The following is a 20,962-nucleotide window of genomic DNA, read 5'->3' on the forward strand; positions in this document are numbered from 1 at the left end:
ATCGCCGTGATGGGCACACGCCGGCTGGCACGCGTCGCCCGCGTTCGCTATATTGGCGTCCGGTAGCGATTGGTCGTGTCGCAGCCGCCGTGCGCTGTCGCGCCGGATATTCCCAAAACAATTCGAAGAGAGAGGCTTCAGCCGTGCGTACCCCCTTGTTCTGTCTGCTGTTGCTCGCGTCGCTATCCGCGCGGGCCGGCACTGCATGTGATGCGTTGCTCGGCGATTACGCGCCGGCGGCCGGCAAACCCGCGACGCTGCGCGTCGAGAAAGTGGGCGGCGAGATCGTGCTGCGGGTGCGCGACGCCGGCCAGTGGAGTGTCGAAACGGCGCCGACGCACGAGGCCGAGCTGGAAACCGACGGTCCCGACAAGGCGCCGCCGGGCACCTGCGTGCTCGACGTGCCGGGCGGCGAACTGATCAAGCTGCCGATCGGCGCGCCGTATCAGGTCACGTCGATTGCCGGCACGAACTTCGAGACGAAGCATTCGACGACTGGCGTCGTGATGCTGGCGATGCAGGGCTTTCAGGTCAACGGCATGGAACTGTATCCGGTCGCGCGCAGCGGCGATTCGCCGCCGGAGCCCGTGAAGGCGGTGGCGGGGCGGGAGATTGCCGGCGCGGGCCCGTGCCCGGGCCACCGTCCGCCCGACATGAGCCAGGCCGACTTCGATGCGCTGCCGGAACCCGCGCACACGTATTTCGCCGAACTCGATCCGGTGCGGCAGCGCGCGTTCGTGTGCGGCCAGACGCTCGACGAGATCGTTGGCGTCGGCCTGATGTCGAACGACGACAAGGAAATCGATGCGATGTGGCGCCGGCTCGGCATGCTGTTGCGCGCGCATCAGGTGCCGCGTGACGAACTCGGCCGCGACGATCGCTGGCGCGTGGCCGGCCAGTTGCTGCGGCAGAACCGGCCCGACGCAGGCGCGCAGGCGTCGCCCGATCGCGCGCGCCGGCAGGCACTCGTGCTCGACGCGCTGGTGCCGAACCTGCCGCCGCCCGACACGCTGCGCGATGGCCGCGAAGAGCAGGCGAGCGACCTCGTCGCCGAAATCGTGAAACTGCCGGAACCGGATGCACTCGCCGCGCTCGGCAAATTGCAGGCGCGCGGCGTGCTGCGCTGGCAGCTCCATGACAACAACCCGTACCGGCTCGCCGACGTCGCATTGCCGGACGCATTGAATCCGCCCGTGGCGGCTTCGGTCTTCGTGCTGCTCGCGAAGGAGGCGAACCCGGACGTGCTGCATGACGATGCGCTGCTCGACGGCGAGGTGACTGCGCGCCGCGTCGACGGTGTGCAGCGCCTGCTCGACGCCGGCGTGAAGCCGTCCGCGAAAGTGCTGGCGGATGCGGCCGATACGCCGGAGATCCTGCGGCTGCTGAAGGCATCCACCGCACGCTGATGGCGGGCGAACCGACGCAATACGACGACAACAAGAACGAGGGCGACCCTTTTAATGGGCAATCGATCATGGCTGTATCTCCAGGCCGGTGACGGCGACGACGCGCGAACGATCGCGCTCGCGGAATCCAACAATCACTTTCCGCTGCTGTGGCGCGTGCTGCTCGCCGACGGCGGCGCGGGCGACGCGATCACCGATCAGCGCATATTCGGCGATGCCGGCACGCCGAATCTCACCAGCGATGCGCGCACCGCGCTTGCGCGACTGAGCCGGCTCGCGTCGTTCGTCGTCGCGTATCCGCTGCCCGGCGACGATCCGGCGCTCGCGCGCCAGTTCGATGCGGTCGTGCGGCATCTCGGCGAATCGATCGATGCGCTCGGCGACGCGCACGGCGCACCCCGGTTTTCCGCGAATCTCGACGAGTTGTCGTGGCTCGACGGCGGCGATCCGAACGACTACATCGACCAGGAACGCGATACCTGCACGCGGCTGTGGTGGCAGGTCGCGAACTGCATGGATTTCCGCGACGTGCGCGGCGTGCGCGATGCGCTCGAGATCGAGTCGCCGCCCGACTGGCGCGACTGGGCGTGGGGCTTCGGGTTCGGCGGCCTGTTGCATCACTATTTCGTTCGTCAGCAGCCGCCGCGCGGCGTGACGTTTGCCGAGCTGTTCGACGCCGGCGAAGTGCACGGCGACCGGCTCGGCTACGGCATGTTCAGCTTTCGTGCGCGCAACGGGCTGTGGGGTGTGCGACGTGAAACCGACGATGCGTGGCACGTGATCGTGCCGCCCGAGTGGACGAACCTGTGGGCGAGCGGCGCGCGTGACGACCGGCTGCTGTGGGCCGCGCGCGACCGGAAGGTCGGCCTGCTGTTCGCCGACGGCGATGTCGACCGCGATGGCGACGAGATGCGGATCGTGCGCGAACCGTCGTTCGACGCCGTGTGGGATTTCAGCGGCGACGTCGCCTGCGTGCGCGTCGGTGAGCAGTTCGGACTCGTGCGCACGGACGGCACGTGGGTGCTCGAACCGTCGCTCGACGACTTCGGCGATTTCACGGGCGGGGTCGCCTCCGCGAGCCTGGACGGCCGCTGGGGCTTCGTCGACACGCGCGGTGCGTGGGCGATTCCGCCGCGTTTCGACGATGCGCATGAATTCGAGAACGGCGCCGTCGCGGCGGTATCCGAAGGCGAACGGTGGGGGCTGATCGGGCGCGACGGGCAATGGCGCGCGCAGCCCGAGTGGGACGCGCTCGAATGGTCGTCCGAATGCGGCGCCTTCGTCGCGCGGCGCAACGGTCACGTCGGCGTCGTCGATGCGAAAGGCCGCGTCGTCGTCGAGCCGCATTATGCGGAAGTCGCCAGGCTGACCGACGACGAACGGACGGACATGCTGACCGAGCTCGGCGCGATCCGCCATATCGTGCGGCGCGACGACGGGCGTTGCGCGATCGTCGACGGACAGGGCCGCGTGCTGACGCCGTTCGACTTCGTCAACATGGGGGCGCTGCCGTGGTTGCCCGATGACGAAACCGTGCCGGGCGAGCTGTTCACGCGATACGCGATCGGTGTCCTGCCGGGCGAGCCGGTGCAACTCGCGATCTGCGATCTCGAGACGGGCGCGACGCTCGTGCAGGGGCACTACGACGACGTGGCCGGCCTGTTCTGGGGCGCCGATCACGGCTGGCTGGCCTGGGTGGAGGATGAGGGCGGTGACGACGTGCGGGCGACGGTGCTTCGCGCGGACGGCACCGTGCTGCATCCGGCGCGTTACACGCGCATCGGTGACGATGCGCTGTTCGACGACGATCGCGACGCCGCCGACGGACACGCGATGCTGATGCCGTGGTTCGTCCGCCGTGTCGCGGTCGCGCAGCGCTGGAGCCTGGGCGAGCCGGTCGCCGCATTGCGCGACGACGGCGTGCCCGTATGGCTCTACGCGGACGGGCAAGCGACGACGACGCTTCGATAGGCCGAGCCGTTGTCGTGGAGGCCGGCGTGGCGCACCGGCAACCCAATCAGCGGAAGAACTTCAACCAGTCGAACAGGCCCGGATGCGGCGTGCGCCGGCGCGGCGCCGGCGCGCTGCGCGGCCGGAAATCCGGCGAGAACTGCGCGTGCGGATCGATCGCCTTCGCGCGCAGCGCCGCATCGTAGAAACTGCCGACGATCGGCAGCGCGCTGTGCGCGCCCGCGCCCCAGTAGTCGCTGCGCAGCGTCACGCTGCCATCGTCGAAGCCGACCCACGCGCCGGCCACGAGCTGCGGATGCATCAGGATGAACCAGCCGTCCGCGTTGTCCTGCGTCGTGCCCGTCTTGCCGGCGACGTCCACGCGAATGCCATACCGTGAACGAATGTCGGCGCCGGTGCCGCGATCGACGACATCGCGCATTACGTCGACCAGCGTCTGCGCGGCGGGCTCCGGCAACGCACGTTCGGGCGGCGCGCTGCCGAAGACGGCGAGCACCTTGCCGTCGCGATCCTCGATGCGCGTGATCATCTGCGGCGCGACGTATACGCCGCGGTTCGCAATCGTGCCGTACGCGGACACCATCTCCTTCAGCGTGACGGGGCTCGTGCCGAGCGCGAGCGACGGCACCGCGTCGAGCGGGCTCTCGCGCACGCCCATCGCGCGGGCGAGCTGCGCGACCTTCGTGGCGCCTTCGTGCTGCATCACCTGCGCGGTGATGCGGTTGCGCGACAGCGCGAGCGCATCGCGCAGCGTCATCGGCTCGTCGGTCGGCGGCTCGGCATCGGTCGGGCGCCAGACCGCGCGTCCGTCGATCGGGATCGCCACGGGGCGGTCGACGAACGTATCGCCCGGCCGCATGCCGTCCGCGAACGCGGCGCCATAGACGAACGGCTTGAACGTCGAGCCGGGCTGGCGCCGTGCCTGCGACACGTGATCGAACGGCTCGCTGCCGAAATCCGGGCTGCCGACCCACGCACGGATCGCGCCGTTGCGCGGATCGATCGCGACGAAGCCGGCCTGCACCTGCGTCTTGCGCTCGCACAGCGCGCGCATGAAATCGCGATTGGCGCCGAGCCGCTTCAGCGCCACGACATCGGTCAGCCCCGTGTCGCGCGCCTGCCGATAGTCGGGCGTCTGGCGGATGAAGCCGCGGAACAGGTCGTTGCGCAGCCCGCAGCCGGACGGGCCGCGCCACGCGCTATCGGCGATCGCCTGCAGCCGTTCGGTCTGCCGCGTCAGCGCCTGCGTCGCCATGTCCTGCAGCCGCGCGTCGAGCGTCGTGCGCACGACGAGGCCGTCGGAGTACAGATCGTAGTTGTTGCGATCGGCCCACGCGATCAGCCATTTGCGCAACTGCACCGCGAAGTGCGGGGCGAGGCCGGGCTGCCCCGACTGCGGCTCGAAGTCGACGCGCAGCGGCTGGCGCTGCAGTTTCGCGAGCTGCTGCGGCGTCAGCATGTGCATCTGCGCCATCCGGTCGAGCACGATGTTGCGCCGCTGTACCGCGCGCTCCGGGTTCAGCACCGGGTTGTAGTAGCTGTTGCCCTTCAGCATCCCGACGAGCGTCGCGCTTTCGACGATGTCGAGCTGGTCGGCCGACTTGCCGAAGTAGGTGCGCGCGGCCATTTCGACGCCGTACGCGTTGTACAGGAACGGCACGGTGTTCAGGTAGGTCTCGAGAATCTCGTCCTTGCTGTACACCGACTCGATCTTGAACGCCGTGATCAGCTCCTTCACCTTGCGGGTGAGCGTCGGCGCGCGGCCGACTTCGTCCGGATACAGGTTGCGTGCGAGCTGCTGCGTGATCGTCGAGCCGCCCTGGCGATCGCCCGAGAACGTGTGCAGCCCGGCCGCGAGCGTGCGGCGCACGTCGATGCCGTGATGCGTGTAGAAGCGGTGGTCTTCGGTCGCGATCAGCGCGTCGACCATGTGCGGCGAGATCTGCTTGAGCGGCACCCATTCGCGGTTGACGGGCCGGAACTCGGCGATCAGCTGGCCGTCGGCGGACAGCACGCGCGCGGGACGGTCGATGCGCGCCTTGCGGATGTCGCCGATGCTCGGCGTGAACGGGACGAACGCGAGCAGCACCAGCAGGCCCAGCACCGGGATCGCGGCGAGCGTCAGCGCGACGCCGCGACGCGTCGGATGGCGCAGGCGATGCAGCGCGCCGGCGCCCAGCGCGCGGAGGCGCGCGCCGCAGGCGGTGGCGAACGGTACGACGCGGGCGCGGCAACGGCGCCACGCGTGACGGAGAAGCGGCACGAAGCGATTCAAGGCGACAGGAGCGCGGATGGAAGAGGCGCGATCCTAGCAAACGGCACGCGTGCGACGCCCGCCAAAACGGCCGTTTGCTTGCAGGATTTACAGACGATTACGTTTGTTGCCCGCCGACAACCTTTTACGGCGCGGCGTGGCGCGATTCTCCCGACGAATCGCGGCCGGCGCCGCCCGCGCCCGAAGCCGTCTGGTCAGCGTGGCACGGCCCCGTCGGCGGCCATGGCGACCACCTCCGCGAGCCGCTGCGCGGCCGCTTCCATCTGCGCGCGGCCGAACCCGCCGAAGCCGAGCACGAGCCCCGGGCGGGCCGTGCCCGGCGCGAACATCGGCGACACCGCGCGCACCGCGACGCCGGCTTGCGCGGCGCGCTCGACCACGTCGAGATCGTCGATCCCTTCCGCGAGCCACAACACGACGTGCATGCCCTGATCGCCCGGCTGCACCCACGCGCGTTCGCGCGGCAGCCGCGCACCGAGCGTGTCGATCAGCAGCGCGCGCTGTTCCGCATACACGCCGCACACGCGGCGGATGTGGCGGTCGAGGTGGCCTTCCGCGATGAACGCGGCCAGCACGTGCTGGTCGGCGGTCGGCACATGACGATCCATCAGCACGCGGGCGCCGCAGAACGCGGGCACGAGATCGTCGGGCGCGATCACGTAGCCGAGCCGCAGCGATGGAAACAGGATCTTGCTGAACGTGCCGAGATAGATCACGAGGTCGGGGTCGAGCCCTTGCAGCGACGGGAACGGATGGCCTTCGTAGCGCAGCTCGCTATCGTAATCGTCCTCGACCACCCACGCGCGTTGCGCACGCGCCCAGGCGAGCAGCGCATTGCGCCGCGCCATGTTGAGCGGCATGCCGAGCGGATACTGGTGCGACGGCGTGACGAACGCGACCCGCGCATGCGGCGCGAGACGGATGCCGGCGTCGACGTCGATTCCGTCGGCGTCGACCGGCACCCGCACCATCGCGTCGCGCCGCCCGGTGCTGTCGAGCAGCGCGGTGATGCCGCGATAGGCCGGATTCTCGACCCACGCCTGATCGCCCGCGCCGAGCAGCACCTGGCTCGCGAGATGCAGCCCCTGCTGCGTGCCGCTCGTGATCACGACCTGGTCGGCATGGCAGCGCACCGAGCGCGAGCGGCGCACGTAGTCGGCGATCGCTTCGCGCAGCGGCAGCGCGCCTTGCGGATCGGCATAGCCGGACGGTGCGCCGGCGCCGCGTGCGCGCAGGCGGTTGCCGAGCCTGCGCCAGATGTCGTCGGGCGCGGTGAGGCCGATCGGCACCGAGATCGCGAACGGCATGGCCGGCAGCGGACGGAATTCGCCGGCGATTCGCGCGAAGGTGGCGGCCGGCTCGGGGAGGCCGGTATGCGCCGGCGGTCGGCGCCGGGCAGGCGGCTCGGGCGCGTTGACGGGCGCGTTGACGGGCGGCGGCTCGGCGAGCGCGAGCGCGCTCGCGACCCGCGTGCCCGCGCCGCCGCGCGATTCGAGAAAGCCTTCGGCGATGAGCTGCGCATAAGCATCGACGACGGTGCCGCGCGCCACCTGCAGCGACGCGGCGAGCAGCCGTGTGGACGGCAGCGCGTCACCCGGGCGGACGTCGCCGCGCCGCACGGCGTCGCGCAGCGCCTGCGCGAGCTGGCGGCTCAGGTCGCCGGCCGCACGATCGAGCGCGCCGAGCGACGGGATGTCGACGTTCCGGGCCGTTCTTGCCATGATTCTGGTCTACTGAAATTGTTTCAAACTGGCTCTACAGCATAAACCAGTTTGGCGCCACAATCGGCGCATAACGGGCCAGCGCCCGATCCATTCCCACCCCGCATGACCGTGGAGCCGCCATGTACGTCCCCGCCGATTTCAACGAGCCCAACCCCGACGCGCTGCGCGAGCTGATCGTGCAGCATCCGTTCGGCAGCCTGATCACGCACGGCAAGAGCGGGCTCGACGCGAATCACATCCCGTTCGAGCTGCTGCCCGGCGACGGCGGGCTCGGCGAACTGCACGCGCACGTCTCGCGCGCGAATCCGGTCTGGCAGGACGTCGCGAACGGCGACGAGGTGCTCGTGATCTTCCGTGCGGGCGACGCGTATATCTCGCCGACCTGGTATCCGAGCAAGCATGTCGCGCACCGGCAGGTGCCGACGTGGAACTACGTGGTCGTGCATGCGCACGGCCGCATCACGGTGCGCGACGACGCGAAGTTCGTGCGTGGCGTGGTCGCCCGGCTGACGCGCACGCACGAGGCGTCGCAGCCGGTGCCGTGGAAGATGGGCGACGCGCCGGCGGATTATCTCGACGCGATGCTGCAGGCGATCGTCGGGCTGCAGATCGAGATCACGCGGCTCGTCGGCAAGCGCAAGCTCGGGCAGAACAAGGACGAGGCCGATATCCGCGGCGCCGGCGACGCGCTGGTCGCGAACGGCAACCTCGCGATCGGGGAAGCGATGATCGAGGCGGCCGACGCGAAGCGCGGGTGAGCGCTCGCGACGGGCAGGCAAGCGCGGGCAAGCGCCGCGCCCGCGCGCCGGCCCGTCACTGCGTGCGGGTCGCGCCCTTCGCGCCTTCACCGGCCTGCGCGAGCGCGCCGCGAATCGCGGCGTCGGTCTTGTCGTACTCGCCCTCGCCATAGCGCGTATAGACGACCTTTCCGCTCGCGTCGATCAGGTACAGCGCGGGCCAGTACTGGTTGCCGTACGCGCGCCACGTGTCGTAGCGGTTGTCCTGCGCGACCGGATACTGGATGCCGAAGCGCTTGATCGCATCGGCGACGTTGCCCGCGTCGCGCTCGAACGGATACTCGGGTGTATGCACGCCGACCACGACGAGCCCCTGGTCGCGATACTTCCGGTCCCACTCCTTCACGTACGGAATCGTATGAATGCAGTTGATGCACGAGTACGTCCAGAAGTCGACGAGCACGACCTTGCCGCGCAACTGGCCGAGCGTCAGCGGCGCGCTGTTGTGCCAGCGGTCGATGCCGGTGAAATCGGGCGCGGACATGCCGGCCTGCGAAGTCGGCATGCCGGCGTCGTCGCGGGTGCCCGCGAAGGCGGCGAGCCCGGCCGTGGCGGCAAGGGCGAAGACGAGGGCGGCGATCTTGAGTCGGGGCAGCATGGCGTTCTCCTGAGCGAGAGGCCGCCGCGCGGTGGCGGCGGCCGGACGGGTTTCGACAGGCCCCATTAAGCGGCGCCGACGTATCTGCGATGTGTCCGGCGAGCCACGCGTGTGCAATGTTGTGTGTCGTCGCGGCGGCGCGATACATTGGGATACAAACGGATGCCCGCCGTGCGGTATAAAAGCGGACATCACCTGCCCGACTACCTCGACACCGACCACGACCCATGGACAAGATCGACCACGTGCTGATCGTCGACGACGACCGCGCGATCCGCGAACTGATCGCGGATTACCTGGAGAAGAACGGCATGCGCGTGTCGCTGGCCGCGAACGGCCGCGAGATGCGCAACGTGCTGGACGACGGCGCGCCCGACCTGATCGTGCTCGACCTGATGATGCCGGGCGAGGATGGCCTCACGCTGTGCCGCGACCTGCGCGCCGGCAAGTTCCGCACGGTGCCCGTGCTGATGCTGACCGCGCGCGGCGAGGAAACCGACCGCATCATCGGCCTCGAGATGGGCGCCGACGATTACCTGGCCAAGCCGTTCGCGGTGCGCGAACTGCTCGCGCGGATCCGCTCGGTGCTGCGCCGCGCGCGCATGCTGCCGCCCGGCATGCAAGTGACGGAAACGGCTGAGATGCTCGCGTTCGGAGAATGGCGGCTCGACACGACCGGGCGCCACCTGCTCGATGCGGAAGGCACGCTGGTCGCGCTGAGCGGCGCCGAATACCGGCTGCTGCGCGTGTTCCTCGACAACCCGCAACGCGTGCTGACGCGCGACCAGTTGCTCAATCTCACGCAGGGTCGGCAGTCCGATCCGTTCGACCGGTCGATCGACCTGCTCGTGAGCCGGCTGCGCCAGCGGCTGCGCGACGGCGCGCGCGAACCGCGCTACATCAAGACGCTGCGCAACGAGGGCTATGTGTTCTCGTCGGCCGTGACCGCCGTCGACGGTACGTCATGAGCGCGCGCACCCCGTGGCACTGGCCGCGCTCGCTGTTCGCGCGGCTCGCGCTGATCCTGTGCGTGGGCCTCGCGCTCGCGCAGACGCTGTCGTTCTGGCTCACCGTGACCGAGCGCGACCAGGCGACCACCAACCTGATGATGGGCTACATCGAGCGCGAGGTCGCGAGCTCGGTCGCGTTGCTCGACCACCTGCCGCCCGCCGAGCGCGCCGCGTGGCTGCCGCGTCTCGCACGGCGCAGCTACGCGTTCATCCTCGGCCCCGGCGAGACCGGCACGCCGCCGGAAGCGCGGTTGTCGGCGCGCGTCGAGCGCTCGATTTCCGACGGCATCGGCGGCGACTACCCGCTGACCGCGAACGCGATTCCCGGTGACCGCGAACATCTGCAGGTGCATCTGCGCCTGACCGACGGGTCGCCGCTGACGATCGACATCCATCCGATGTCGACGGTGCCGCTGTCGGGCTGGCTGCCGGTCGTGCTCGTGCTGCAGCTGGCGGTGCTGGCCGCGTGCTGCTGGCTCGCGGTGCGGCTCGCGACACGGCCGCTCAAGCAGCTCGCGCAGGCCGCCGATGCGCTCGGCCCCGACCTGAAGGGCGAGCGGCTGAACGAGGGCGGGCCGTCGGAAGTCGCGCGCGCCGCCCGCGCGTTCAACGCGATGCAGGATCGCATCGCGCAGTACATGGCCGAGCGCATGCAGATCCTCGCGTCGATCTCGCACGACCTGCAGACGCCGATCACGCGGATGCGCTTGCGCGCCGACATGATGGAGGACGACGCGCAGGGCGCGAAGCTGCGCCAGGACCTGCTCGAGATGGAGCATCTGGTGAAGGAGGGCGTCGCGTACGCGCGGACGCTGCACGGCAACGAGGAGGCCGCGCGCCGTATCGATCTCGATGCGCTGCTCGACAGTATCGTGTGCGACTACACGGATGCGGGGCAGGATGTCGCGCTGCACAGCCGCGCACCGCTCGCGCTCGTCACGCGGCCGAAGGCGCTGCGCCGCATCGTCGGCAACCTCGTCGACAACGCGCTGAAGTTCGCGGGCGCGGCCGAGATCGACGTGCACGCCGCGCCGGACGGCGGCGCGGTGATCGCCGTGCTCGACCGCGGGCCCGGCATTCCGGACGATCAGCTCGACGCGGTGTTCGAGCCGTTCCGGCGCGTGGAGACGTCGCGCAACCGCGAGACGGGCGGCACGGGGCTCGGCCTAGCGATCGCGCGGCAGCTCGCGCTGGCGATGGGCGGCACGCTCACGCTCAGCAACCGGGCGGACGGTGGCGGGCTCGAGGCGCGGCTGACGTTGAGGAATGCGGGGTGACAGCGTGCGGCGTGTGAGCGCCGCGGGTTCAGGTTGGTGCTGAAGCCGACGCGCGCGACGTCACCCGCGCTGCAGATGCGCATCGACGAGCGGCGCGAGCGTCGTTGCATGCACGGCCGCGAGATCGTGCCGGCCGCCCGGCACGACATGCAGTTGCGCGTCGGGCAACCGTTCGAGCAGGCGCCGGCCGGCCGCGACGGGGCTGATCGGATCGTCGTCGCCCCACAGCAGCAGCGTCGGCTGTGCGATGCGCCCGATCTCCTGCGACAGGTCGGCACGGAACGTCAGGAACCAGTCGGGAAGCTGCGGGTTCGCTTCCGCGAAACCGGTGCGCCAGTCCTGCGCGCCGAGCCCGGCCATGTCGAGGCCGCCGGACGTGACCGTCAGCACGAGGTGCGTGATCAGTGCGGGCTTGTCGAGCGCCGCGCGCATCGCGATCACGCCGCCCATCGACTGCGCGATCACGGCGGTCGGCCGGTCGATCGTTTCCAGCACATGACGCACGAGGCTGTCGAAATCGTCGACGGCCGGATCGGGCGGCGTGTCGCCGAAGCCCGGGTAGCCGACGATGCGGCGCTCGGCCGGATGCGTGAGAAGGCCGGCGAGCGGTTGCCAGAAAGCGGTGCTGCCCGATGCGCCGGGCAGGAAGAGCAGTTGCGACGGAACGGGCATGGCGGTGCGGTTTCCCGGTGAGTGAAGTGAAGCGGAAGGGCGCGCGACGTGAGCCGGGCGCATCAGCACCGGCCGGTGCGCAGCGCGACGGTCCAGTCGTCGCGTCCGCGCGTTGCCGCGGTGGCGGCCGCCGTGTGCCAGTCGTATTCGACCGCATGGAATTCGACGTTCCAGCCGGCGGCCGTGCGCGACACCATCGCGTAGCGCGCATGCGGCGAGCCTGTCTCGATGCGGTGCGGATGCGGCAGGTCGTCCGTGTAGGCCTGCAGCCCGACGCTGCCCGGGTTGACGATCAGCCGGCCGTCGTCGAGCTTCGCCGTCCGCGGGATATGCGTGTGGCCGCACAGGATCAGCGATGCCGGTTCGTCGCCCGCGCGCTGCGCGATTTCATCGGGCGTGGCCGCGCGGCAGCCGTCGGGCGTGACCGTTTCGAGGAAATAGACGAGGTCGCTGTCGGGCGTGCCGTGCACCATCAGCACATCGTCGCCGAGCGTCATGCGTTCGGGCAGCGCGGCGATCCATTCCAGATGATCGGCGCGCAGCGTGTCGTGCGCCCAGCGATCCGACAGCCGCATCGACTCGCGATCGCCGGTGAGCAGTTGCCGTTCGTGATTGCCCTTGATGGTCGGCAGGTCGAGCGCGATCAGGCGGTCGGCCGTTTCGGGCGGATGGAGCGCGCCGGACAGGATGTCGCCGAGATTGACGATGACGTCGGCGCCGCGGCGGCGGATGTCGTCGAGCACTGCGTCGAGTGCGGCGAGGTTGCCGTGGATGTCGGACAGCGCGGCGATTTTCATGGCGGATCGGCGAGGAAGGGAACGGCGATTGTCGCCAATTCGGCGCAGGCCGTCCAATGGCGCGCGCATGCGACGCGGTGATCGGTTTGACGTGACGCCGCGATTGGTGTGTCAGTCGGTCGCGAGGCGCGCGTACATCGCGAAATCGCCCGGCGTGCCGCGCACCATCTTGTACGCGCGCAACAGCCCTTCGTAGCGGTAGCCGCATTTCTGCAGCACGCGCGCGGAGCCTGCGTTGCTGGTCAGCACGACGGCCTGCATGCGCATGAAGCCCTCGGCGAATGCCCACTCGGTGACGGACGTACACAGCGCGCTCGCGATCCCGCGCCCCCAGTGCGACGGCGCGAGATCGTAAGCGATTTCCGCCGAGCGGTTCGTGGTCGAGACGGTATGCAGGCCGATCGTCCCGGCGAGCGCGCCCGATGCGTCGTCGATCACGGCGAGACGCCGGATCGAATCGGGGTCCGTCGAATCGATGGCGTCGAACAGCGGCAGCAGATCGTCGGGCGAGCGCAGGTTCCAGCTCGTATGGCGGTAGACGTCGGGGTTCGTCAGGTATGCGTGCCACGCGCCGAGGTCGGCGCGTTCGATCTGGCGGAGCGACAGGCCGGGAAAGCCGGAGCGGGGCGGCGCAGCGACTCGCATCCGCATCCGCGCCTATGCTGAATGACGCCGATACAGCGCCAGCGACCCGGCGAGCGCGAGCAGCATCGCGCCGCACGTGCGTTCGAGCCACAGCGCCCCCGCGCGCTTCAGCAACCGCACCGCGCGTGCGCCGAGCAGCGCGTAGCCGAACATCACGACCCCGTCGAGCAGCGCGAACGTGACCGCGAGCGCGACGTATTGCGGCGCGAGCGGCGCGGACGGATCCAGGAACTGCGGCAGGAAGGCGGAGAAGAACAGATAGCCCTTCGGGTTGGTCACCGCCGTGAGGAAACTCTTCGCGAAGATCGACGCGTTGCGCCCGGAAGTGTCGCCACCGTGCGCGGCGGCGACGTCGAGCGACCCCTTCGACATCAGCAGCCGGATGCCGACGTAAGCGAGATACGCGGCGCCGAGCCACTTCACCACCGAGAACCAGAACACCGACGCCATCAGCAGCGCGCCGAGGCCGAGCGCGACCGCGACGATCAGCACGAAGTCGGACAGCATCGCGCCCGCGAAGCCGTAGGCCGCGCGGCGCACACCGTAGCACGAGCCGTTGGTCAGCGCGAGCAGCACGGTCGGGCCGGGTGTCGCGATACCGACGAACGCGACAGCGGCGAAGATCAGCAAGGTCGTCTCATGCATGAAGGCACTCCCGGTGGATGGCGCGCGTTCGATTATCGGTTGCGCCCGCCCGGGCTGTACAGGTGCGACGCGCTGCGCACACGGCCGGCTGCGCGACTATCTCGATTTTGGCAAGAAACTGTTTTCATTATTGTGCTTTCGACGGGAACCGGTTCCATCTACCATGGCGGCCGCAGTGGGCACGCCCGCCGCGTCGTCGCGCGCGGACGCGGCCGGCCTCGCACCGCCGGCACATCTCGCCGCCCGCGCGCTGCTCGCAACTGACAGCCAGAACAACGGGTTCAACGCCCGGAGACACGACAATCATGAACAAGCAACTGATCGCAGCCCCGCTGCTGCTCTCGCTCGCGGGCATCGCCGCCGCGCAAAGCTCCGTCACGCTGTACGGCATCGTCGATGCGGGGGTGACCTATCGCAGCAACGAGCGAGTCGGCTCCGCGGGCGCGTACACCGGCCATTCGAGTGTCGGACTCACGACCGGCAATCTGTCCGGCAGCCGCTGGGGGATCAAGGGTTCCGAGGATCTCGGCGGCGGGATGCGCGCGCTGTTCGTCCTCGAGAACGGCTTCGACATCACGAACGGCACGTCGGGGCAGGGTGGCCGACAGTTCGGCCGCCAGGCGTTCGTCGGCCTCGGCAGCGACCGCTACGGCACGGTCACGCTCGGCCGCCAGTACACGTCGCTCGACGATTTCGTGAGCCCGGTCGGCCCGTCGTCGTTCATCGGCGGCTTCGGCGCGCACCCGGGCGACATCGACGACCTCGACCAGACCGCGCGGGTCGACAGCTCGATCAAGTACACGAGCGTCAGCTACTCGGGCTTCACGTTCGGCGCGCTGTACGGCTTCGGCAGCCAGCCGGGCAGCATGAAGCAGCGCAACACGTGGAGCGTCGGCGCGGCATATGCGGCGGGCCCGCTGCGCGTCGGCGTCGGTTACGAGCGGTCGGACAACAGCAAGACGGGCGCGACCGACCCGACGGCCGGCAAGTGGCAGAGCACCGACGACGGGCTGTTCAATTCGTCGATCAACGAAGGCTACGCGAGCGCGCAATCGCAGCAGGTCATCGCGACCGGCGCGACGTACGACTTCGGGCCGGCCGTCGTCGGCGTGAACTACAGCAACGTGCAGTACCGCAGCGGCGGCCAGTCGCTGTTCACGGGCCACGCGACGTTCAACGTCGCGGGCGTGTTCACGCGCTGGAACGTGCGCCCGCAGACGCAACTGTTCGCGGGCTACAGCTACACGCGCGGCAGCGATGTCGACGGCGTGGACGACCGCGCGCAGTATCACAACGTCACGCTCGGCGCCGTGTATGACCTGTCGAAGCGCACCAGCGTGTACCTGCTCGGCGCGTACCAGCATGCATCGGGCATGACGCTCGACGCGCTCGGCCGGCCGGTAGCCGCGACCGCGTCGGTGTCGGACAAGGCGAACGGCCACTCGTCCGATTCCCGCTCGCAGGCCATCGTCAGCCTCGGCCTGCGCCAGAAGTTCTGACGTAAAGCGATCGTTGCGACCGCAACGTTGCCCGCAGTCGATGCCGGCAACGTTGCATGCAGGCTTCTATACTGTCGCCTCCTTTCCTGGAGGAGACGACATGACCCGAACGCATTCCGCGAGTTGCCTGTGCGGAACCGTCACCGTGACGCTGCGCGGCGAGCCGGCGGCGCGCGCGAACTGCCATTGCGCGACCTGTCGCGATTTCTACGGCACGCCGGTGCTGTCGGCGACCGCGTGGCCGCCCGGGCAGGTTGACGTCGAAGGCGAAAGCGCGACGTTCCCGCATCCCGCGAAGTCGATGTCGCGCACGTACTGCGCGTCGTGTGGCGAGATCGTGTTCGGCACCAACCGGCTCGGCATGCGCGTCGTGCCGAACAGCCTGGCCGCGCGTGCGCACGGCGGGCAACTGCCCGGCGACCTGCAGCCGACGATGCACTTGTTCTACCGGCACCGCGTGATCGACGTCGTCGATATGCTGCCGAAATTCCTCGACGGGTGGGACGGTCCGACGCTCGACGAAGCGAACTGAATGATCGCGACCGCGTGCCGGCATGGCCGGCGCGCGGTGTTGCCTGTCTTTTCCCTGTTCTCCCTTTCTTCTCACCGCATGCCGCCGTGCCGAATCGCGACAACGCGATCGCGCCGGATATTATTTTTTCTCTTTCATTTCAATTTCGATTTGTAATCATTTGGCCCATTTCCGGGGAATGAAAAAGACCATGCGGGCGTTTCAGGAAAAATGACGCATTCGCATTGAGTGAGCCGGAAGAAAATGCCGGGGAAAAAGGCGCCGAAACCATGCGCCCGGCAAGCTGCTGCGGCGCGGTGAGCGGGTTTGACCATCGTTGACGGAAAAGCGCCGGACGGCAAAAAGCACGGAGTGAATAATTCGGGATGGCGGCGAATGTGCTTTAGCCGGAATCACCAATATTTCACGTGCCGCGATTTACAGTGTCGACCATTGAACGTTCGGGAGCATTATTCATGTCAATGAAACAAATTCGGGCGGCGTTGCTGGGAATGTGCATGGCAATGCTGGCGCCGGCGAGCCACGCGCAGGTGCAATACTCGACCGACTGGCTCGCGAACACGTACGGCACGCTGGCCCAGCACGTCGGCAACGCCGCGCGCTCGATGTGGGTTGCGCCCGAGGGCGTGATCTACACGTCGTCGCGCTGGGACGAGAACGCGGGCGGCGTCGCGCTCTACCAGAACGGCCAGACAATGGGCACGATCGGTATCCACGACGAATTCCAGGGCGGCGCGATTACCGGCAACGCGACGTCGATCTTCGTCGCGCTCGGCTACAACCGCACCTTCGGCAGTGGCTCCGTCGGCCGCTACGATCGCAGTACGAACAAACGCGACCTGCGTATCCCGGTCAGCACGTGGACGGGCCTCCAGAACCCGGACGTGATCACCGGCCTCGCGACGGCCGGCAACCTGCTGTACGCGAGCGACTTCTACGGCAACCGCGTGCGCGTCTATACGACCGACGGCGTCTGGCAGCGCGACATCGGCGTGACCGGGCCCGGGGCGCTGGCGCTCGATGCGGCGGGCAACCTGTGGGTCGCGCGCATGAGCGCGGGCGTGGTCGTGCAGTACAGCGCGACCGGCACGCTACTGAACACGATCCAGATGGCGGCCGGCGCGCGGCCGTCGGCGCTGTATTTCGACGCGTCGACGGGGCAATTGCTGGTGGGCGACCAGGGCCCGGACATGAACATCAAGCTCTACAGCCTCGCCGGGCTGCCGCAGCAGATCGGCACGTTCGGCGTGCAGGGCGGCTATCTCGACACGACCTCGGGCATCAAGGGGCAGGTGGGCGACAAGCGCTTCACGCGCGTGGTCGGCATCGGCAAGGATTCGGGCGGCAACCTGTACGTGCTCAACAACGCATGGGGCGGCGGCTGGGATCTCGGGCGCAACGGCAGCACCGATCTTCATGCGTACAGCCCGACGGGCGCGCTGCAATGGAAGCTGCAGGCGCTGAACTTCGAGGCGATCGCCGCGCCCGACCCGGCGACCGACGGCGCGTTCTTCTACAGCGGCAACAACGTGTATACGGGCTCGGCGGGCGGCACGTTCGTCGCGAACACGGTCGACCCGTTCACCTATCCGAAGGACCCGCGCCTCGACATGAACGACTACCAGCGCGGCCAGCATTTCGGCCAGCTCGTGATGGTGGGCGGCAACCGGATTCTCGTCGCGTCGGGCCAGAACCCCGGCAACTTCAATTTCTATTACTTCACGCCGGCGACCGGCTACATCGCGAACCCGGCCGGCTCGCTGCCGGGCAAGCCGTTCAACACGACGCTGCAGGTCACGACCGGTTTCGACATCGACGGCAACGGCGACGTGTGGGCCGGGCTGAACGGCTCCAACGCGATTACCCGCTACCCGATGACGGGCTTCGATGCGACCGGCAAGCCGTCGTGGGGCAAGCCGGTGACGACGCCGGTGCCGAGCACCGTGGCGCCGACGACGCGGATCATCTACCAGGCGGACAGCGACACGATGATCCTCGCGCAGGGTCTCGCGAACAACTGGGACTGGACCGCGATGAACGGGCACATCGAGGTGTATCACGGCTGGAAGAACGGCAATACGACCGCACCGAACCCGGTGATCAACCTGACGAGCGCGAACCCGAAATCGATCGCGGCGGCCGGCCACTACCTGTTCGTCGGCTACGTGCACACGGTGCCGAATGTCGACGTGTTCGATCTCAACACCGGCGCGCTCGTGACGACGCTGGCCAACTCGAACACGTCGGCGATGGACGTCGGCAACGACGTCGATTCGATGTACGGGATCCGCGCGTACCTGCGCTCGACCGGCGAATACGTGATCACGAAGGACAACTACAACGGCACGAGCATGATCGTGTATCGCTGGCATCCGTGAATGTGCAGGCCGTGCGGTCGCGTACGGCACGGCCTGGATTTTGCGCTTGTCGAACGATTTCAACCTATTGATATGGAAACCTGATTATTGAAATCGGGTGAGTAAGGCGACTTGTATAATTGCGGCCAACCAATACAACCCTGCCTTACCGAGAGAGAGCGTCATTCATGAACTGGGACGATGCCCGCGTTTTTCTGGCCGTTCATCGCACCGGGACACTGCGCGAAGCCGCGGCCGTGCTCGATGTCGATCAGGCCACCGTGGGGCGACGGCTGACGGCACTGGAAAAGGTGCTGGGCGCGAAGCTGTTTCTCAAGACGTCGTCCGGTTATGTCGTGACGCAGGTCGGCGGGCATTCGCTGCAGGCCGCGGAAGCAATGGAACAGGCGGCGAGCGACTTCGAGCGTCGCGTCCACGGCTCGGACGATCGGCTCGAAGGCGAGGTCCGGGTGACGACGACCGACTCCCTCGCGATGGATTTCGTCGTGCCCGCGATACGGTCGTTGCGACAGAAATCCCCTGCGATACACGTGATCCTGACGACGTCGGTACAGGTGCTCAACCTGACCCGGCGCGATGCCGATCTCGCGATTCGAACCGTGATGCCGGAAAACCCCGATCTCGTCCGCCGGAAGCTGGCCGAGTGGGAGGTCGGGCTGTTCGCGAGCCGTGAGTATCTGGATGCACATGGCGCGCCCACGATCGGATCGGCTTTCGACGGGCATGACCTGGTCGTCTATCAACCTTCCATCACGTCCAACCAGGGCGACACGCTGTGCGGCGAGTCGATGGAACGCGGGCGCATCGTTGCGCAAGTGAGTTCGAGCCTGATGCTGGCCACGTCGATCCGGTCAGGCATCGGCATCGGTGAACTGCCGGTGTATATGGCGCAGGAGGATGATTCGCTCGTGCGAATCTGGCCCGACAGGACGCGAGCCGCGCCGTATCAGGTTTGGCTCGTGTCGCATACGGACCTGAACCGGACGGCGCGCGTTCGGGCCGTTACCGCCGAGATTGCTGCTTCATTCGACCGCTATCGATAGCGGTCGTGCTCTCGGCGGCGCGGTGCCGGTGCTTAACGCGGCAGGGTTTTTCGCATCGAGAGCGTGCGTCGCAGGGCATACCAGCGAGGCACGATCGCGACCGCCGCGACGATCGCAAAGAACGGGATGGCCGTCGCGAGCACATGGCTGCCGGTACCGAGCAGGCCGCTGGACACGGTGGCCGCGAGCGACGCACTGCCGATCTGGAAGAAGCCGACGAGCCCGGACGCCGTGGCCGCACGTCCGTGTTCGCTCGCGATGGCGCCCGACACGGCGAGCGACAGCGACGATCCGTTCGACAGGCTGACGACGAACATCGGCAACACGATCGCGATGATGCCCTTGATGTGCGACGACTCGCACAGCGCGAACGCGATGCCGCCGGCCACGAAGCAGCCGACGCCGGCCACGACGATCGCATCGTAGGAGATCCGGTCGAGCATGCGGCGCGAGAGTATGTTGGCGGCAATGATGCCGGCGGTCAGCGGTAGATAAAGCCAGCCGCTTTGCTGTTCAGACAGGCCCAGGCCGGAGAAGATGAATGGCGACTGCGTCAGGTAGACGAACCACGCGCAATAGATCGCACAGACGACGAGCGTGTACCGGATGAAGGCCCGATCCCCGAGCACGTCGGCGAAGCCGGCCAGCGGCATGGCGCGATGTTGCCCCGGTGTGACGGCCGGCCGCGTTTCTTTCAGGAGAAGCTGGACGAGCGCGAGCGCCACTGCGCCAAACACGGCGACGAACATGAAGTCGCTGCGCCACCCGAACCATGCCGCCAGATATCCGCCGATCGCGGGCGCGATTGCCGGAGACAGCGACACGAGCGGATACACGATGCTGTAGACCTTCGCGGATGCGTTCTTGTCGCAGGTGTCGGCAATGATCGCGCGACCGATGACGAGACCGGACGCCGCGCCGATCGCTTCGAGCACGCGCCAGCCGAGAAAGCTCGCGAAGCCGCCGGCGCTTGCGCAGCCGATCGAGCCCAGGATGTACAGGAGGATGCCGGCCGTCAGCACCGGTTTGCGTCCCCATCGATCGGAGAGCGGGCCGTAGAACAGCTGCGCACAGGCGAGCGCGATCAGGTAGACCGATACCGTCTGCGGCATCTGCCATGCGTCGATCGAAAACGCGTGGGCCATCGACGGCATCGCGGGCAGGTAGACGTCGGACGCGATCAGGCCAAAGGCGCTCAACAGGGAGACGACGAGGATGAGTGAGAAGTGGGACATGGTCGCTGGGTGGTTGGGGCGGGACGCGCGAGCGGATCGAAGTGACGACGCGCGTTGAGCGGCCCTGGGAAAAGGCCGGAGGCGATATTACGGCGTGCGATGCGGTTCTGGAGCCGGCGGAATTGCATTGCTCGGATGCATTTCTGCGGGCGGCGAAGCGGGGGCCGGGGACGCGTGCGGAGGATGGCGTCGGGTGTTGCGCAGGATGCGGGTCAAGAAGAATCTGGCGCGGGTGTTGGCGAAGAGCAACGAGGCGCTTCGCCGTCGTTCCTGTTGCGCCGGATGATAGAGCGGTGTTTCGTCGCCGCGTTGTTGTTCGACGCGATGCGCACGGGCTTGCAGCAATCGATCGGTCGTGAAGTGGCCGGGGTGCTGCGCTGAGAGGGAGAGGGGGGAATGGCTGAGCGCGCGTGGAACGCTGCCGCCGATGCGGGTTTGCGGGTGAGCCGCCGCTTGCC

At 68.2% G+C, this 20,962-nt stretch carries 18 protein-coding genes; 10 read left to right on the top strand and 8 right to left on the bottom strand.

Features of this window, described 5'->3' with window-relative positions; genetic code table 11:
• The first annotated feature begins 143 nt into the window (after positions 1–143).
• Together CFB47_RS41770 and CFB47_RS20120 are read left to right on the top strand one after the other, a co-directional pair.
• Positions 144–1,406 (top strand): hypothetical protein, encoded by a 1,263-nt coding sequence (locus CFB47_RS41770; protein ID WP_256946720.1) that lies wholly within the window; start codon positions 144–146, stop codon positions 1,404–1,406.
• A gap of 54 nt (positions 1,407–1,460) precedes the next feature.
• Positions 1,461–3,377 (top strand): WG repeat-containing protein, encoded by a 1,917-nt coding sequence (locus CFB47_RS20120; RefSeq protein WP_089462055.1) that lies wholly within the window; start codon positions 1,461–1,463, stop codon positions 3,375–3,377.
• A gap of 46 nt (positions 3,378–3,423) precedes the next feature.
• On the opposite strand, the gene CFB47_RS20125 is transcribed toward CFB47_RS20120, so the two are convergent.
• Together CFB47_RS20125 and CFB47_RS20130 are read right to left on the bottom strand one after the other, a co-directional pair.
• Positions 3,424–5,652 (bottom strand): penicillin-binding protein 1A, encoded by a 2,229-nt coding sequence (locus CFB47_RS20125; RefSeq protein ID WP_089462056.1) that lies wholly within the window; start codon positions 5,650–5,652, stop codon positions 3,424–3,426.
• Between the two features lie 194 nt (positions 5,653–5,846).
• Entirely contained in the window at positions 5,847–7,373 is a 1,527-nt protein-coding gene (locus tag CFB47_RS20130) for a PLP-dependent aminotransferase family protein (RefSeq protein ID WP_089462057.1), read from the bottom strand.
• Positions 7,374–7,495: 122 nt separating this feature from the next.
• Between CFB47_RS20130 and CFB47_RS20135 the strand changes: the two genes are divergently transcribed.
• Positions 7,496–8,134: an FMN-binding negative transcriptional regulator gene (locus tag CFB47_RS20135; RefSeq protein ID WP_089458877.1), complete on the top strand. Its 639-nt coding sequence runs from the start codon at positions 7,496–7,498 to the stop codon at positions 8,132–8,134.
• A gap of 55 nt (positions 8,135–8,189) precedes the next feature.
• Here the strand turns inward: CFB47_RS20135 and CFB47_RS20140 are convergent, their stop codons facing one another.
• On the bottom strand, positions 8,190–8,771 hold the full coding sequence (locus tag CFB47_RS20140) for a thioredoxin family protein (protein WP_089458876.1): 582 nt from the start codon (positions 8,769–8,771) through the stop codon (positions 8,190–8,192).
• A 227-nt stretch (positions 8,772–8,998) separates the two neighbouring features.
• Between CFB47_RS20140 and CFB47_RS20150 the strand changes: the two genes are divergently transcribed.
• Positions 8,999–9,739: a response regulator gene (locus tag CFB47_RS20150; protein ID WP_089458875.1), complete on the top strand. Its 741-nt coding sequence runs from the start codon at positions 8,999–9,001 to the stop codon at positions 9,737–9,739.
• On the top strand, positions 9,736–11,058 hold the full coding sequence (locus CFB47_RS20155) for an ATP-binding protein (protein ID WP_089462058.1): 1,323 nt from the start codon (positions 9,736–9,738) through the stop codon (positions 11,056–11,058). Before CFB47_RS20150 ends, CFB47_RS20155 begins: the two co-directional genes overlap by 4 nt.
• A gap of 60 nt (positions 11,059–11,118) precedes the next feature.
• On the opposite strand, the gene CFB47_RS20160 is transcribed toward CFB47_RS20155, so the two are convergent.
• The 4 genes from CFB47_RS20160 to CFB47_RS20175 all read right to left on the bottom strand — a co-directional run bounded on the left by CFB47_RS20160 (position 11,119) and on the right by CFB47_RS20175 (position 13,817).
• Positions 11,119–11,730, bottom strand: a complete 612-nt coding sequence (locus CFB47_RS20160) for an alpha/beta fold hydrolase (protein ID WP_089462059.1) — start codon at positions 11,728–11,730, stop codon at positions 11,119–11,121.
• Between the two features lie 62 nt (positions 11,731–11,792).
• A complete protein-coding gene (locus CFB47_RS20165) occupies positions 11,793–12,527 on the bottom strand; it encodes a metallophosphoesterase (protein ID WP_089458872.1) in 735 nt (244 codons plus the stop codon).
• 111 nt (positions 12,528–12,638) lie between these two features.
• On the bottom strand, positions 12,639–13,172 hold the full coding sequence (locus CFB47_RS20170; RefSeq protein ID WP_089463487.1) for a GNAT family N-acetyltransferase: 534 nt from the start codon (positions 13,170–13,172) through the stop codon (positions 12,639–12,641).
• Between the two features lie 12 nt (positions 13,173–13,184).
• Complete coding sequence (locus tag CFB47_RS20175) at positions 13,185–13,817, bottom strand: LysE family translocator (protein WP_089462060.1); 633 nt, start codon at positions 13,815–13,817, stop codon at positions 13,185–13,187.
• Between the two features lie 305 nt (positions 13,818–14,122).
• Between CFB47_RS20175 and CFB47_RS20185 the strand changes: the two genes are divergently transcribed.
• The 4 genes from CFB47_RS20185 to CFB47_RS20200 all read left to right on the top strand — a co-directional run bounded on the left by CFB47_RS20185 (position 14,123) and on the right by CFB47_RS20200 (position 19,269).
• Positions 14,123–15,316, top strand: a complete 1,194-nt coding sequence (locus tag CFB47_RS20185) for a porin (RefSeq protein ID WP_089462061.1) — start codon at positions 14,123–14,125, stop codon at positions 15,314–15,316.
• Between the two features lie 100 nt (positions 15,317–15,416).
• On the top strand, positions 15,417–15,848 hold the full coding sequence (locus tag CFB47_RS20190; RefSeq protein WP_089462062.1) for a GFA family protein: 432 nt from the start codon (positions 15,417–15,419) through the stop codon (positions 15,846–15,848).
• Positions 15,849–16,303: 455 nt separating this feature from the next.
• On the top strand, positions 16,304–18,226 hold the full coding sequence (locus CFB47_RS20195; protein ID WP_089462063.1) for an SMP-30/gluconolactonase/LRE family protein: 1,923 nt from the start codon (positions 16,304–16,306) through the stop codon (positions 18,224–18,226).
• A 167-nt stretch (positions 18,227–18,393) separates the two neighbouring features.
• The gene (locus CFB47_RS20200) at positions 18,394–19,269 is read left to right on the top strand and encodes a LysR family transcriptional regulator (protein WP_089462064.1); all 876 of its coding nucleotides are present in this window, start codon (positions 18,394–18,396) and stop codon (positions 19,267–19,269) included.
• Positions 19,270–19,301: 32 nt separating this feature from the next.
• Here the strand turns inward: CFB47_RS20200 and CFB47_RS20205 are convergent, their stop codons facing one another.
• Complete coding sequence (locus tag CFB47_RS20205) at positions 19,302–20,504, bottom strand: multidrug effflux MFS transporter (RefSeq protein WP_089462065.1); 1,203 nt, start codon at positions 20,502–20,504, stop codon at positions 19,302–19,304.
• A gap of 183 nt (positions 20,505–20,687) precedes the next feature.
• Between CFB47_RS20205 and CFB47_RS40545 the strand changes: the two genes are divergently transcribed.
• Complete coding sequence (locus tag CFB47_RS40545; RefSeq protein WP_143329482.1) at positions 20,688–20,885, top strand: hypothetical protein; 198 nt, start codon at positions 20,688–20,690, stop codon at positions 20,883–20,885.
• The last annotated feature ends 77 nt before the right edge of the window (positions 20,886–20,962 follow it).

It is taken from the genome of Burkholderia sp. AU27893 (assembly GCF_002223205.1).
GTDB lineage: Bacteria > Pseudomonadota > Gammaproteobacteria > Burkholderiales > Burkholderiaceae > Burkholderia.

What these genes read in the sequence shown, in the direction of transcription:
- CFB47_RS20120 (WP_089462055.1), top strand. Translation starts at nt 1,461, where the DNA reads ATGGGCAATCGATCATGGCTGTATCTCCAGGCCGGTGACGGCGACGAC.
- CFB47_RS20130 (WP_089462057.1), bottom strand. Translation starts at nt 7,373, where the DNA reads ATGGCAAGAACGGCCCGGAACGTCGACATCCCGTCGCTCGGCGCGCTC.
- CFB47_RS20135 (WP_089458877.1), top strand. Translation starts at nt 7,496, where the DNA reads ATGTACGTCCCCGCCGATTTCAACGAGCCCAACCCCGACGCGCTGCGC.
- CFB47_RS20140 (WP_089458876.1), bottom strand. Translation starts at nt 8,771, where the DNA reads ATGCTGCCCCGACTCAAGATCGCCGCCCTCGTCTTCGCCCTTGCCGCC.
- CFB47_RS20150 (WP_089458875.1), top strand. Translation starts at nt 8,999, where the DNA reads ATGGACAAGATCGACCACGTGCTGATCGTCGACGACGACCGCGCGATC.
- CFB47_RS20155 (WP_089462058.1), top strand. Translation starts at nt 9,736, where the DNA reads ATGAGCGCGCGCACCCCGTGGCACTGGCCGCGCTCGCTGTTCGCGCGG.
- CFB47_RS20160 (WP_089462059.1), bottom strand. Translation starts at nt 11,730, where the DNA reads ATGCCCGTTCCGTCGCAACTGCTCTTCCTGCCCGGCGCATCGGGCAGC.
- CFB47_RS20165 (WP_089458872.1), bottom strand. Translation starts at nt 12,527, where the DNA reads ATGAAAATCGCCGCGCTGTCCGACATCCACGGCAACCTCGCCGCACTC.
- CFB47_RS20170 (WP_089463487.1), bottom strand. Translation starts at nt 13,172, where the DNA reads ATGCGAGTCGCTGCGCCGCCCCGCTCCGGCTTTCCCGGCCTGTCGCTC.
- CFB47_RS20175 (WP_089462060.1), bottom strand. Translation starts at nt 13,817, where the DNA reads ATGCATGAGACGACCTTGCTGATCTTCGCCGCTGTCGCGTTCGTCGGT.
- CFB47_RS20185 (WP_089462061.1), top strand. Translation starts at nt 14,123, where the DNA reads ATGAACAAGCAACTGATCGCAGCCCCGCTGCTGCTCTCGCTCGCGGGC.
- CFB47_RS20190 (WP_089462062.1), top strand. Translation starts at nt 15,417, where the DNA reads ATGACCCGAACGCATTCCGCGAGTTGCCTGTGCGGAACCGTCACCGTG.
- CFB47_RS20195 (WP_089462063.1), top strand. Translation starts at nt 16,304, where the DNA reads ATGTCAATGAAACAAATTCGGGCGGCGTTGCTGGGAATGTGCATGGCA.
- CFB47_RS20200 (WP_089462064.1), top strand. Translation starts at nt 18,394, where the DNA reads ATGAACTGGGACGATGCCCGCGTTTTTCTGGCCGTTCATCGCACCGGG.
- CFB47_RS20205 (WP_089462065.1), bottom strand. Translation starts at nt 20,504, where the DNA reads ATGTCCCACTTCTCACTCATCCTCGTCGTCTCCCTGTTGAGCGCCTTT.
- CFB47_RS40545 (WP_143329482.1), top strand. Translation starts at nt 20,688, where the DNA reads ATGGCGTCGGGTGTTGCGCAGGATGCGGGTCAAGAAGAATCTGGCGCG.